The sequence below is a fragment of the Streptomyces sp. SudanB25_2051 genome, assembly GCF_964272635.1.
Lineage (GTDB): Bacteria > Actinomycetota > Actinomycetes > Streptomycetales > Streptomycetaceae > Streptomyces.
The window spans coordinates 6,446,976-6,459,585 of sequence record NZ_OZ186787.1; the positions used below are offsets into that span (position 1 = coordinate 6,446,976).

Consider the following 12,610-nt stretch of genomic DNA (forward strand, 5'->3'; position numbering starts at 1 on the left):
GGTGGGATGAGGGCCGATGACTTTCCCGGGGCGGGACGGTCTCCCCTCTCGTCAACGCCGCGCACACCAGGAACGGGACACCCATGCGTATCGTGATCAGCGAGTTCATCAGCCTCGACGGCGTCGTGCAGGCACCGGGCGGCCCCGAGGAGGACACCGACGGCGGTTTCGCCCACGGCGGCTGGACGCACCCGTTCTTCGACCCGGAGGTCGTCGGCGGCGCCTTCGACGAGGCGCTGGAGAACGCCGACGCCCTGCTCTTCGGCCGGCGCACCTGGCAGGCCATGGCGGCGGCCTGGCCGGAGCGGGCCGGCGACCCGTTCGCCGACCGGATGAACGCCATCCGCAAGTACGTCGTCACCCGGACCCTGGACGACTCCGACCTGACGTGGGAGAACACGACCCGCGTCCCCGGCGGCGAGGCGGTCGCCCGTATCCGGGAGCTCCGCGCGGCCGAAGGCGGCGACCTGCTCGTCATGGGCAGCCCCACCCTCGCCCGCACCCTGCTGGACGAGGACCTCGCCGACGAGCTGCGGCTGATGCTCATGCCGGTGATCCTCGGCGGCGGCAAGTCCATCTTCCCCGGCAACGGGCGCAAGCTCACGCTGGAGCTGGCCGCCACGGCCACCAGCAAGGCCGGCGTCCAGGTGAGCACCTACCGCCGCGCCGCCGAGGCGTAGACCCCCGCGGCCCACGTCCCACCGCCCCGGCGGGCGGCGCCTCCCGCACCGCCCGCCCGGCAGGGCCCAAGCCGCGCCAATCGGGTTGCGGGACAAGGGTGTTGCACGGCATCGTCCACCGGGAGCCGCGGATCGTCCGCACCGTCCGAACCCCCAGGAGGGCCCGTGCCCGTCGCCGCCCCGCAGCACCGCATCGCCCTGCTCGGAGGGGGCTTCTCCCTCGACGACGACCCGGTACTGGACGACTGGGTCCTCGGCCACGCCCGCGCGTCACGGCCCTCCGTGTGCTTCCTGCCGACGGCGAGCGGCGACGCCGCGGCGTACGTCGACAAGTTCCACGCCGCGTTCGGCGACCGCGACGACTGCGTGCCGTCCGTGCTGCAGCTGTTCCGCAGGGAGCTGGACGACGACGCGCTGCGCGCCTTCCTCCTGTCGCAGGACGTCGTCTACGTGGGCGGCGGCAACACCGCGAACCTCCTCGCCGTATGGCGGGTCCACGGGGTGGACCGGCTGCTGCGCGAGGCGTACGACCGGGGCACCCTGCTCTGCGGGATCAGCGCGGGCGCCAACTGCTGGGCCGAGGGGTCCCACACGGACTCCTACGGGCCGCTCACCCACCTCCCGGACGGGCTCGGCCTGCTCTCCGGCTCGGTCTGCCCGCACTACGACACCGAGCCGGGCCGCCGCCCCTCCTACCGCGCGGCCGTCACCTCGGGCGACCTGCCGGGCGGCTGGGCCCTGGAGGACGGCGCCGCCGCCCTGTTCACCGGCGGCGAGCTGACGGAGGCGGTCACCCGCACGCCCGAGGCGGCGCTGTACCGGGTCGACCCGGACGGCCGGGGCGGCCTGACGGAGCGGCGGATACCGTGCCGGCTCCTCGGCACACCGGCCCGCTGACCCGCCCCGGCGCCGAGCACCGTCCGTCAGCGCTGACCCGCCCCGGCGCCGAGCGCCGCCGCCGGTCAGCGCTCCCCGCCGGCCCCGTCGAAGCCGGCGTAGTAGGCCGCCGCCATGTCCTCGTCGCCGTGGCCCAGTTCGGCGGCGCGGGCCAGGCGTTCGGCGCTCGCGGCCGCCACGTCCAGCCGCACCCCGGCCCGTTCGGCCGCCTCCAGGACGAGCCGGGCGTCCTTCGCGGCCGTGGACACCGCGAAGGAGGCCGGCGACAGCCGGTCCTCCAGGACCAGCGCGGCCTTGGTACGCAGATAGCCCATGTCGAGCGGGCCGCCCCCGATCGCGTCGAAGAAGTCCGCCGGGTCCACGCCCAGGCCCTTGGCGAGCGCCAGCACCTCCCCGGTCGCGTTGGTGACGGCCAGGACCCAGCTGTTCGCCACCAGCTTCAGGCGCGTGGCGCTGCCCTCCGCGCCGTCCTCGCCGGTCCACACCGTGCGGGCGCCCACCGCGTCGAACACCGGCGCCACCGACGCCCGGCCCTCCGCGGGACCCGCCGCGAGGACGACCAGCTTCCCCGCCTCGGCGGGCTCGCGGGTGCCCAGCACCGGCGCGTCGTAGAACACCAGGCCCCGCTCCCGCGCGAACCCGGCCAGCCCCTCCGTCGCCTCCAGCCCCGCCGTCGTGGACTGCGCCCACGCCGTGCCGGCCCGCAGTCCGGGCGCCGCCTGCCGCATCACCTCCAGCACGGCCGCGCCGTCGTGCAGCACGGTCAGGACGACGTCGGCGCCCCGCACCGCGTCGGCGGGGGAGTCCGCGACGTACGCCCCTTCGGCGGCGAGCGGCTCCGCCTTGGCGCGGGTGCGGTTCCAGACGCGCACGGCGTGCCCGGCGCGGGCGAGGTTGCGGGCCATCGCCGCGCCCATGATCCCGGTGCCGAGGACGCTCACGGTGACGGTGTCGGTCATGGCATCAGCCTTCTGCTCGTACGGTTCGGGGCGTCGGCCGGACCGGCCGGTGCGGTGCCCGTCCATGATCCCAGGCCGCTCCGCGCGCCGCCGCCGGGCAGGCGCCGCGCCGGGCGCCGCCCGCCCCCCGGGGCGGCACCCGGCGCGGCCGCGGTGTCAGCGGACCGTCAGCCTGGTCGGCGCGGAGCCCTGCCCGAGCACACCGAACAGCTTCTTGATGTCCTTCGGCGAGAGCTTGATGCACCCGAACGACTTGTAGTCGTTCACGCCGTCCCACCGCTGGCCCTCGGGCTTGCCCTGCCCGCCGTTGCGCGTCATCTCGCTGTGGATGAACAGCTCCGTGCGCGACGTCCTGCCGTTCTCACAGGTCTTGTTGCTCAGCGGGATCGCGTAGCCCTTGATGACGTTGCCGTTGTAGCGGGTGGTCCGCTGGCCCACCTTGTACGCGCCGGCCGGCAGCCAGCCCGCGTTGCTCGCGCACTCGTCGCGGCCCTTCGCGTGGTCCTTGCCGAGGCCCGAACCGGCACGGAACACGGCCACGGTCCTGCCGCCGCGCACCACGGCCAGCCGCGAGTCCCGCGGGTCGCCGTGGTTCCGGGTGAACTTCAGGGTGGTGACGGCCGCGGCCTCACGGGCCCCGGCCGACGCGGCCAGCCCCTGCGGCGCGGTGGCCACCGCACCCGCCAGCAGGCTCACGACACCGGCACCGATCGCGGCGGACCGGAAACCGAGGTAGGACATCACGGACATGGCTGATCACTCCTTCGAGGGTTCTGTACGAGCGCCTCCCCAAGACCGGGGAAGGCGCCCCGCGCCGGGAACGGCCCCGTGGAAGCTGCGGGAACCGGGGCGGCGCGGGCCGTCGGCAACCACCATGGGGCAGCCGGCGGCCCCCGGGGAGCGATCCGGGGGGCCTGGCCGATGCGGAATCATGCATGCGCCGATGCACGGCTGTGACGTGCGGTGATGCACGCTGATGAAGCTCGGGAGGGCACATGGCACAGGCGCTGCCGAACGGGACGGCGGACGGATCGGACTGCCGCGAGCTGTCCGCGCTGCTGCGGACGTGGTGGGAGGCCTCCGCACGCGGGGGAGCGGGCAAGCCGACCCAGGCGACGCTCGCCCGGAAGATCGGCGTCACGCAGACCACGCTGTCGCGCTACCTGAACCCCGCCCACCCGCTGGCGGCGCCCCCGGACGCCGTACGGGCCCTGCACACGGTGCTCGGCGCCCCGCCGGACGACCTGCCGGCCGCCCTCGACCTGGCCCGCAGCGCCCGGGCCGCCGCCGGACAGCGCACGGCCACGGCGCAGGCCCCGCGGAACCACGACCCGCACCACGCCGCCCCGGAGGCCCCTGATCCGCGGGAGGGGCCCCGGCGCGGCACCGTGCGCCGCGCCCTCCTCGCCGCGGCGCTGACCGCCGCGGTCCTCATCACCGGCTGGACGGCGACGCGCGGGGCGCTGGACCCGGCCACCGCGGAGGGGCCGCGCACGTCGGCCGGCCGCGCCACGCCGGTGGCCCCGGACTGGCCGTTGGTGCGCAGGGGCGAGACGTCCTCGCTCGCGTGGACCGTCCAGCGCCTGCTGAAGGCGCACGGCCACACGCTGCGCACGGACGGCGTCTTCGGACCGGAGACCCGAGCGGAGGTCGTCGCCTTCCAGCGGCGCCACGGACTCCAGCCGGACGGCAAGGTCGGCAGGCACACCTGGCGGATGCTGACCGTTCCGGCGGCGCCGGGGGACCGGGGCCCGCACGTGGAGGCGGTCCAGGACCTCCTGCAATGGGCCGGGCACCCGGCCGACATCACCGGCACGTACACCGCGGCGACCCGTCAGGCGGTCCGCGACTTCCAGCAGCGCCACGCCCTGCCGCCCACCGGCACGGTCGACGAGCACACCTGGCGCTCCCTCACCGCGGCGCCGCCCGCCTGATCCGGCGCCCGGCGACAAGCCGCCCCACGGCATCCCGCCGGAGCCGCACCCCCGCCGCGCCGCACCCACGACCGCACCCCCGCCGCGCCGCACCCACGACCGCACCCCCGCCACGTCCCGCACACGACCGGGCCCCGGCCGCACTGCGGCCGGGGCCCGGTGTCGCTGGGGTCCAGGTCAGCCGAGGCGGACCGTGAAGCCGCACCACGCGGTCCACGGGGCGGTGGCCGGACCGTCCTGGACGCGGACGCGCCAGCGGTACTCGCCGTTCGCGAGCTTGCCGCGCGGCACCTGGAAGTGGGCGTTCTGCGCGGATTCGGTGACCAGCTGCCTGCGCAGCACCCGCGTGCCGTCGGCCTCCTCGATCTCGAACACCACCTGGTGGCCGGGCCGGGCATGGTCGCCGGGCTTCTCCACTGTCCCGGGCGGGGCGACGGCCTCCAGCGTGGCGCCGAGCGTCGGCGTGCCGGAGGTGACCACCGGCTTCTGCGGCGCGGCGCAGAACTGGAAGCCCGCGTACGGGCCGTCCGAGATCCGCGGGTTCGCGGGGGCCGGCAGCAGCGCGTCCGGGTCGGCGGCGGCGACGGCACGGCTGCCCGCCGTCGTCTCCGCGTCGGCCAGGGAGAGGGGCGCGGCGATTCCGGCGGCGGCCAGCGCGGCCACGGCCGCGAGGGACGCCTTCTGCATCAGACGCATCGTTTCTGTCTCCTCCTCGGTCCCGGACTACTTGACGTAGAGGACGTGGTCGGGGGTGCTGACCGGGTCGACCGCCACGCACTGGTAGGCGGTCCAGCGGTGCTCGGCGACGAGCCGCTTGCCGAGCGCGTCGCAGCCGCCCAGGTTGTGCAGGTCCTCGTACGTGACCCAACTGGCCGCCGAGTTGGGCTTCAGCTTGGTCGACGCGACGTGCGCGGCGACCTTGGTGCCGGTGGCCACGCCCTCCGTGCCGTCCCAGCGGTAGTGCACGCCGAGCCAGACGCGGCCCACCGCGTTCTCCTCGGCGGCGGCGGAGAAGCCGGGGAACGTGCGGGTCACCCCGACGGCGTGCGGGTCGTCCGTCGTCCCGGTGAAGGGGATGGCGTCCGTGCCGAACCACTGCTGCATCGCCTTGGCCCAGGCGCCGCCGAACGTGGCGTGCCCGGAGACGTACGCGGGGAACGCGGGGGAGAAGTGCTCGCCCTGCGTGTTGTACGACAGCGGCTGCCAGTTCGGGTCGGCCGTCGTCGCCGGGTTGCCGTCGCCGTCGAGGCGGACGGCGCTCTCGGGCCGCCACAGGTCGATGTCCGTCTGGTACTTGGCGTCCCACGAGGCGATGCCGGCGTCCGCCATCGAGAAGGCGACCAGCGCGAACAGCTTGGCGTTGGCGGTGACCGTCAGGTTCCGCTGGCGCGCCAGGGTCTGGGTGTGCTCGAACAGCTGGCCCGGCGGCTTGTAGGTGCCGTCGAGGTCGTTCGCCCAGAACAGGGCCGCCTGCGTCTGGTCGGCCGTACGGGTCGTGGAGTCCGCGCGGCCGAGGCTCTTCACCTCGTTGACCTGCGTGGCGTACGCGGAACTGGCCAGCAGCCCGCTCATCGTCGTGTGCCCGCCGGGCCCGGCCGGCCGGAACTGCGAGCCGGAGGTCAGCGCGAACGGCTTCACCAGGCCCCAGCCGGGCGTCGCTGCCGCCGTGCCGTCCGTGGGGCGCCAGTAGCCGGGCGTCTGGCTGCCGGTGTACGGGACGACCGTGGTGGAGCCGTCGTTCTGCCGGGCGTTCAGCATCGCCGCAGCGGCCTGCTGGCCGACGGACGTGCCCGCGGCCCGCTGCTCCGCCGTGACGGCGGCCGGGATCGTCGAGCGGGCGTTGGCGATGGCCGTGTCGAAGTTCTGGCCCGGGAACACCGACCGCAGCACGTCGAACGCGGCGTGGTCGATGGCGCTGTTGATGTCCGGCAGGGCGCCGTTGGACGCGGTCGCCTTCACCAGGTACGGGGCGCCCAGGCAGCGGGTCGGCCCCTCGGCGCACTTGGCGGAGTTCGCCGCGTCGTAGATCGCGCCGTGCATCATCGCGCCCGCGCGGGCGAGCGGGCCGGGCGCGCCGCCCTGCTCCCGGTACGCCTGCTGGAGGATGTCGTTCCAGTACTCGACGTGGTCCTTGACCGGGTCGGCCGGGGTCTCGTACGTCACCAGGATCGACGGCGCGTGCGCGGCGTCGTCGCCGGAGGCGAAGATCTTGAAGGCGGTGTAGTCGGTCTCGTCGGTGGCGCGCAGACCGAGCGTGTCCACGGAGCGGTCGACGCGCGACCACTCCTTGACGAGGGAGGTGATGTCCTCCGAGATCCAGCGCGGCCCGCAGTTGGTGTTGCCGTGCGTCACCGTGGAGGTCCTGGCCTTGGTGCGCCAGGCCGGCTGGGTGCTCCACCGGGTCGCCGACGACACCACGCCGGTGTCCCAGATCTCCCAGGAGCGGGCCTCGCACGTGTCGGACCAGGTGGCGAACAGGTTGAGCTCGGCGTTGAGGACGTCCTGCCCCGTCACGGCCTCGTGGCGCGGGAAGGAGATGAACGAGCGGGCCTCGTTCTTCTGCCACTCGCGGCCGACCCGCAGGCCCACCTCGCCGGACATGTCGGCGGTGGAGCCGTTGACGACGGTCGTGTCGAAGTTCGTCCCGAAGTAGATCGCCGGGTCGATGGTCACCGGGTACGCGGTGTCCTCGTCGGCGAGGAACCGCCGGTCCGCGGAGACCGCCAGCGTGTAGCCCTCGCCCCGCGCGGCGGGCCGCACGTCGAGGTCCACGTCGGCGCGGTTCGTCCCGGCGCGGCCGCGCTTGTCGCGCGACGCGTCCCACATGGCGGGCGTCGGCAGCGTGCCGACCTTCTCGCGGGTCGCCGCGTCGGTGAAGGTGACCGTCTCGTCGGCGGCGTTCTCCGCGGCCCTCAGGCCCTTGGCGCGCAGCGGCAGGGTGAAGGAGGCGGCGCGCTCGGCCGCGGCCCGGTCCTTGACGACCAGGAACTGCTCGAAGCCGGTCCGGGTCGCCTCCACCACCAGGTCGGTGCCGGGCATGACGTCGACGTACGTGGCCTTGCTGCCCTTGAGCACCGGCTCCGGCAGGGCGCCCTGCCAGCCCAGCGTCACGGCGCGCTCACCGGTGCCGAGCGTGACCAGGTCGCCGCCCCCGGCGTCCGTACGGCCCGCGAGCCGCAGTCCGCGCGGGTGGCCCTTGGGGGTGACGGAGCCGTCGGCGTTGCGGACCAGGGTCGTGTCGACCGGCACCCAGGCGCCGCCCTTGCGGAAGCGGACCGGCCCGGCGTGGGTCTCCAGCGACATGGTGCCGTCCGGGTTGGCCCACAGGGTGGTGGTCTCGGTGCGGGCGCCGACCACCTCGACGCGGCGGTCGCGCGCCTCGGCGGTCAGCCGGGCCGCCGCCTCCTCGCCGACGGCGGCGGACGCCGCGCTGCGGGCGGTGCCGGCGGAGCCGCCGGACGCGGGCTCCGCCGCCGCGGCGGGCGTGGCGACCGCCGCGAGGAGGGCGGTCTCGGCGAGCAGGACCAGGGCGAGGGGGCCGGCGACCCGGCGCCGTCTTGGCGCCCCTGCGCCCTTCGGGGTCGTTCTGTGCACGTGTTTCAGCCTCCGGAACAGTCACTGCGGGAGCACTGCGTCTGCCGCGTCGGAACTGGCGGACGAAGCGTCGCCGCGCGCGACGCCGGGAGGCAAACATGTGCGGAATACTCTGTCAGGTAGGCCCGCCCCCGAGCCCCGCGAGGCCCCCCGGCCACCCTCCCCACCTGCGGTGACGGGCTCCGGGAGTCATCCGGCCGAGGACGGGTACGCGCCCGGTGATCCCGTACGACGAGGAGGGCGAACCCATGGACGAGACCGTAGCGGCGCCGGACCGCACCACGGCCCCCGACGGTGTCACGGAGCTGCCGACCGTCGGCACCCTGGCGGAGCTCGCCGATCTCGTGGAGCGGCACGGGCGCCTCTTCGTCCGCTGGTCGCGCAGCCCGGCCGAGGACATGGAGGACACCCGCAGCGCCGACCATCTGACCGGCATCCCCCTGCCGGGCCTGTCGGCGAACCCTCTCCAGATCGAGAGCTGGTGGGAGGACCGCCCGGTACGGCTCTGGGTGGCCCGCCGCCTGTACGACTACTGCCATCTGCGGCAGGAACGCGACGGCGACGTACGGCCCTGGGCGCTGCGCGGCCGGGAGGTGGCGCGCGGCCCGGACAACGAGCCGCTGCTCCGCGACGTGGAGCCGGTCTGCTGGATCGACCTCGCCGTCATCCGGGAGGCCGAGGAGGAGGTGGCCCGCCAGCGCCGCCCGTGGGGGCCGATGCGCCGCCGGTGAGGCACCGCCGGCCGGCCCCGCCTAACGGGCCCGGGAGAGCCGCGGGGGGCACGGGCTGCGGCGGCCGTGCGGAGCGTGCGCGCCGCGGCCGCCGTATGGGGCGTACGGGATGTCCGGGCGTACGGGAAGGGGCGCGGCCGCCGATCGCGACCGCGCCCCTTCCCGTACCGCTCTCCCGGCCGGTGTCCGGCCGCCGAAGACGGCTGGACGTCGGCGCCGGGTGGTGTCAGCCGCCGAAGGCGGCCGGGTCCGGGCCGAGCCGCCGGCCCTCGTCGAGCGCCGCGAACGCCGCCATGTCCTCGCCGTCCAGCTCGAAGTCGAACACCTCGATGTTCTCCCGGATGCGCGAGGGCGTCACGGACTTCGGGATCACCACGTTGCCCAGCTGGAGGTGCCAGCGCAGCACCACCTGCGCCGGGGTCCGCCCGTGCTTGCGGGCGACGGCGGCGACGGCCGGCACCTCCAGCAGACCGCGGCCCTGGCCCAGCGGCGACCACGCCTCGGTGGCGATGCCGTGCCGCTCGTGGAACGCGCGCGCCCCGGCCTGCGCGAGCTGCGGGTGCAGCTCGATCTGGTTGACGGCCGGGACCGTGGACGTGGCGTCCATCAGCCGCTCCAGGTGCTCCGGCAGGAAGTTCGACACGCCGATGGCACGGGCGCGCCCGTCGGCGAGGATCTTCTCGAACGCCTTGTACGTGTCCACGTACGCGTCGCGAGCCGGCACCGGCCAGTGGATCAGGTAGAGGTCCACGTAGTCGAGGCCGAGCCGCTCCAGGGAGGCGTCGAAGGCGCGGAGCGTCGAGTCGTACCCCTGCTCGCTGTTCCACAGCTTCGTGGTGACGAACAGCTCCTCGCGGGGGAGCCCGGACGCCTTGACGGCCTGCCCGGTGCCGCGCTCGTTCTCGTACACGGCGGCGGTGTCGATGCTCCGGTACCCGGCTTCGATCGCGGTGCCCACCGCCTCGGCGGCCTCCGCGTCCGGCACCTGCCAGACGCCGAAACCGAGCTGCGGCATGGAGACACCGTTGTTCAGGGTCAGGGAGGGGACCTTGCTCACGTGCGGTCGATCCTTACGTCGTCGGTTGCTACTCCACATCACAACGATCACCGGGGCCCGCGGCATTCCCCGCCGACCGGCCGGAATCACCCCGCCGCCCCGGGCTCCCCGCCCGGCCCGCCGGGTGCGGACCGCTCGGCCGCCAGGTGCCGCACCAGCCGCGCCACCAGCCCGTACGGCACGGGCCGGTCCAGCGGGAAGCGCAGCGTGCCCCGCCCGGAGCGGTACGGCCCGGCGTCCCGCCGGAACGCCGCGTCGCCCTCCGGCACGGGATACACGCTGACGTGCCGCTTCCACCCGGCGAAGTACACGAGGTCGCGCCCGCCGAGGGTGACGGCCGCGATCCCGTACGAGATCCGCTCGCCCGCCCCTTCGGGCGCCGCCTCGCGGACCGTCCGCCGGATCTCCTCGAGGACCTCCCGCACCTCGGGCGGGAACGACGCGACATACGCGTCCACGCTCGCGAAGTGCTCCGCCATGGCACCGCCTCCCACACGCTCCGGCCGGTCACCGGGCCGCTCAGGCGAGGACCACGCACGCGGCGGCGGGCACCTCGACCGACCCGCCGCGCCGCGGCCGCCCGTCCACCGGGTCCACCTCGAACCACGTCACGTCCCCCGACCACTCGTTGGCCACGTACAGCCTGCGCCCCGACGGGTCCGGGACCAGGTCGCGGGGCCAGACGCCCCCGCAGTCCACGCTTCCGGCGAGCCGCGGCTTCTCCGGACCGTCCTCCAGGTCCAGGGTGACCACGGTGTTCGCGCCCCGCACGGCCGCCCACAGGAACCGCCCGTCCGCCGACACCGCCGGCACCGACGGGTACGGCCGCACGTCCCCAGGGTCGGTGCCGTCACCCTCCAGCGCCACCTCCGACAGCGGCTCCAGCCGCCCCGCCGCCGCGTCCCACCGGCACACCGTCACCTGCGGCACCAGCTCGTGCAGGACGTACACGGACGTGCCGTCCGGGTGGAAGACGAGGTGCCGCGGCCCGGAGCCCGGCCGCAGCCCCGCCTCCCCGTGCACCCGCAGCTCCCCGCTGTCCGCGTCCAGCGCGCAGACCCGCACCGAGTCGGTGCCCAGGTCCGTGGTGAGCACCCACCGGCCGCCCGGGGCGGGCAGCACCTGGTGGGCGTGCGGGGCCTCCTGCCGCTCCGGGTCGGGCCCCGAGCCCCGGTGGGCGAGGACGACGGCCGGCCCGCCGACCGCCCCGTCGCCGTCCAGCGGCAGACTGCTGACGCCGCCGGAGCCGTAGTTGGCGGTGAGCAGCCTGCGCCCGACGACACTCAGGTGCGTGGGGCCCGCGCCGTCCACCGCGACCGGCCGGCCGAGCGGCGTCAGCTCCCCGCCCCGCGCCCGGAAGGCCGCGACCTCGCCGGCCTCCGCCTCGCCCACCGCGTACAGCACGCCCGCCGCCCGGTCGAGCGTGAGCCACGACGGGTTGACGAGCCCGCCGACGGCCGACACGGGGGTGAGCGCCCCGCTCCCGAGGTCGACGGAGGCGACGGTGATGCCCTGCCCGCCGCCCGAGGTGAACGAGCCGATGTACGCCCAGGCCCCGCCACTCCGCACCATGATTGTCCCTTTCGTCGCATTCGTACCTACCCGGTAACGACCGGCGGCCCGCACCGGTCACCACCGCCCCTCGATGCGCTGTGGGCGAACCGCGTCCGGCACCGCGCCGCGGACTGCTTGGGTGACGGTATGAAGATCCTTGTATTGGGTGGGACGGCCTGGCTCAGCCGGGAGGTGTCCCGGCAGGCGCTCGGCCGCGGCCACGACGTGACCTGCCTGGCCCGCGGAGAGAGCGGGCCGGTCGCCGACGGCGCGGAGCTCGTCCCCGCCGACCGCCGGGACCCCGACGCGTACGCGCCGCTCACCGGCCGCGCCTGGGACGCGGTCGTCGAGGTGTCGTGGCAGCCCGGTTTCGTCCGGGGAGCGCTCGCCGCGCTCGTCGGCACGGCCCGGCACTGGACGTACGTCTCCTCCATCAGCGCCTACGCCTCCCACGCCGCGATCGGCGCCGACGAGTCCGCGCCGCTCCTTCCCCCGGCCGAGGGCGGCGAGGCGGACCGGTCGGGGTACGGGGAGGCGAAGGCCGCCTGCGAGCAGGCGTCGGCCGCCGCCGTGGGCGACCGGCTCCTGATCGCGCGCGCCGGACTCATCGGCGGGCCCGGCGACGAGAGCGGCCGCTCCGGCTACTGGGCGGCCCGCGCGGCCCGCGACCCGCATGGGCCGATGCTCGTCCCGGACGCCCCCGACCTGCCGACCCAGGCGATCGACGTACGGGACCTCGCCGCGTGGCTGCTCGACTGCGCCGAGGCCGGCACGACCGGTACGTACGACGCGGTCGGCCCGGTCGTGCCGTTCCACGAGTGGCTGGCCCTGTCCCGGGCCGCCGGCGGCCACACCGGACCGCTCGTCCCGGCCGATCCGGCGTGGCTGCTGGCCCGGGGCGTGGAGCAGTACATGGGCCACGAGTCGCTGCCGATGTGGCTGGCCGAACCGGGCTACGAGGGCTGGTCCGCGCGCGACGGCTCGGCGGCCCGCGCGGCCGGCCTGCGCCACAGGAGCGTGGCCGCACTCCTCGCGGACACCCTGAGCTGGGAGCGGGAACAGGGCCTGGACCGGCCGCGCCGCGCGGGCCTCAGCGCCGGCCGGGAGGCCGAGCTGCTGGCCGCGCTCGCAGCCGCCGGCTGAGCCGCGCCGGGCGGAGTCGTACCGGGGGCACGCTCGGAGCGGCCTGAGCGGGCCGAGCGGC

The 12,610-nt window shown here is 75.5% G+C and carries 12 protein-coding genes; 5 read left to right on the forward strand and 7 right to left on the reverse strand.

Annotation, left to right across the window (positions count from 1 at the left end; genetic code table 11):
• Positions 1–83 precede the first annotated feature (83 nt).
• The gene (locus ACSUPT_RS28290) at positions 84–680 is read left to right on the forward strand and encodes a dihydrofolate reductase family protein (protein ID WP_351964312.1); all 597 of its coding nucleotides are present in this window, start codon (positions 84–86) and stop codon (positions 678–680) included.
• A 165-nt stretch (positions 681–845) separates the two neighbouring features.
• Complete coding sequence (locus ACSUPT_RS28295) at positions 846–1,577, forward strand: peptidase E (protein ID WP_361664798.1); 732 nt, start codon at positions 846–848, stop codon at positions 1,575–1,577.
• A gap of 65 nt (positions 1,578–1,642) precedes the next feature.
• Here the strand turns inward: ACSUPT_RS28295 and ACSUPT_RS28300 are convergent, their stop codons facing one another.
• Positions 1,643–2,536, reverse strand: coding sequence for an NAD(P)-dependent oxidoreductase (locus tag ACSUPT_RS28300; protein ID WP_436946055.1), 894 nt, complete (start codon positions 2,534–2,536; stop codon positions 1,643–1,645).
• A 156-nt stretch (positions 2,537–2,692) separates the two neighbouring features.
• A complete protein-coding gene (locus tag ACSUPT_RS28305) occupies positions 2,693–3,286 on the reverse strand; it encodes a L,D-transpeptidase family protein (protein WP_436946056.1) in 594 nt (197 codons plus the stop codon).
• Between the two features lie 245 nt (positions 3,287–3,531).
• Between ACSUPT_RS28305 and ACSUPT_RS28310 the strand changes: the two genes are divergently transcribed.
• Positions 3,532–4,470 carry a peptidoglycan-binding protein gene (locus ACSUPT_RS28310; protein ID WP_436946057.1) on the forward strand — a complete coding sequence of 313 codons (939 nt, stop codon included), beginning with the start codon at positions 3,532–3,534 and terminating at the stop codon, positions 4,468–4,470.
• Between the two features lie 177 nt (positions 4,471–4,647).
• Here the strand turns inward: ACSUPT_RS28310 and ACSUPT_RS28315 are convergent, their stop codons facing one another.
• Positions 4,648–5,166 (reverse strand): hypothetical protein, encoded by a 519-nt coding sequence (locus tag ACSUPT_RS28315; protein WP_436946058.1) that lies wholly within the window; start codon positions 5,164–5,166, stop codon positions 4,648–4,650.
• Between the two features lie 27 nt (positions 5,167–5,193).
• Positions 5,194–8,064: a DNRLRE domain-containing protein gene (locus ACSUPT_RS28320; protein WP_436946059.1), complete on the reverse strand. Its 2,871-nt coding sequence runs from the start codon at positions 8,062–8,064 to the stop codon at positions 5,194–5,196.
• 248 nt (positions 8,065–8,312) lie between these two features.
• Between ACSUPT_RS28320 and ACSUPT_RS28325 the strand changes: the two genes are divergently transcribed.
• Positions 8,313–8,795 carry a DUF6098 family protein gene (locus tag ACSUPT_RS28325; protein ID WP_351968401.1) on the forward strand — a complete coding sequence of 161 codons (483 nt, stop codon included), beginning with the start codon at positions 8,313–8,315 and terminating at the stop codon, positions 8,793–8,795.
• 226 nt (positions 8,796–9,021) lie between these two features.
• Here the strand turns inward: ACSUPT_RS28325 and ACSUPT_RS28330 are convergent, their stop codons facing one another.
• The 3 genes from ACSUPT_RS28330 to ACSUPT_RS28340 all read right to left on the reverse strand — a co-directional run bounded on the left by ACSUPT_RS28330 (position 9,022) and on the right by ACSUPT_RS28340 (position 11,424).
• Positions 9,022–9,852, reverse strand: coding sequence for an aldo/keto reductase (locus ACSUPT_RS28330; RefSeq protein WP_351968400.1), 831 nt, complete (start codon positions 9,850–9,852; stop codon positions 9,022–9,024).
• Between the two features lie 86 nt (positions 9,853–9,938).
• Positions 9,939–10,331 (reverse strand): iron chaperone, encoded by a 393-nt coding sequence (locus ACSUPT_RS28335; protein WP_351968399.1) that lies wholly within the window; start codon positions 10,329–10,331, stop codon positions 9,939–9,941.
• A 40-nt stretch (positions 10,332–10,371) separates the two neighbouring features.
• A complete protein-coding gene (locus ACSUPT_RS28340) occupies positions 10,372–11,424 on the reverse strand; it encodes a lactonase family protein (protein WP_436946060.1) in 1,053 nt (350 codons plus the stop codon).
• 129 nt (positions 11,425–11,553) lie between these two features.
• Between ACSUPT_RS28340 and ACSUPT_RS28345 the strand changes: the two genes are divergently transcribed.
• Complete coding sequence (locus tag ACSUPT_RS28345) at positions 11,554–12,549, forward strand: oxidoreductase (RefSeq protein ID WP_436946061.1); 996 nt, start codon at positions 11,554–11,556, stop codon at positions 12,547–12,549.
• The last annotated feature ends 61 nt before the right edge of the window (positions 12,550–12,610 follow it).

Coding starts and splice junctions, on each gene's coding strand:
- ACSUPT_RS28290 (WP_351964312.1), top strand. CDS start 84: ATGCGTATCGTGATCAGCGAGTTCATCAGCCTCGACGGCGTCGTGCAG.
- ACSUPT_RS28300 (WP_436946055.1), bottom strand. CDS start 2,536: ATGACCGACACCGTCACCGTGAGCGTCCTCGGCACCGGGATCATGGGC.
- ACSUPT_RS28305 (WP_436946056.1), bottom strand. CDS start 3,286: ATGTCCGTGATGTCCTACCTCGGTTTCCGGTCCGCCGCGATCGGTGCC.
- ACSUPT_RS28310 (WP_436946057.1), top strand. CDS start 3,532: ATGGCACAGGCGCTGCCGAACGGGACGGCGGACGGATCGGACTGCCGC.
- ACSUPT_RS28315 (WP_436946058.1), bottom strand. CDS start 5,166: ATGCGTCTGATGCAGAAGGCGTCCCTCGCGGCCGTGGCCGCGCTGGCC.
- ACSUPT_RS28325 (WP_351968401.1), top strand. CDS start 8,313: ATGGACGAGACCGTAGCGGCGCCGGACCGCACCACGGCCCCCGACGGT.
- ACSUPT_RS28335 (WP_351968399.1), bottom strand. CDS start 10,331: ATGGCGGAGCACTTCGCGAGCGTGGACGCGTATGTCGCGTCGTTCCCG.
- ACSUPT_RS28340 (WP_436946060.1), bottom strand. CDS start 11,424: ATGGTGCGGAGTGGCGGGGCCTGGGCGTACATCGGCTCGTTCACCTCG.
- ACSUPT_RS28345 (WP_436946061.1), top strand. CDS start 11,554: ATGAAGATCCTTGTATTGGGTGGGACGGCCTGGCTCAGCCGGGAGGTG.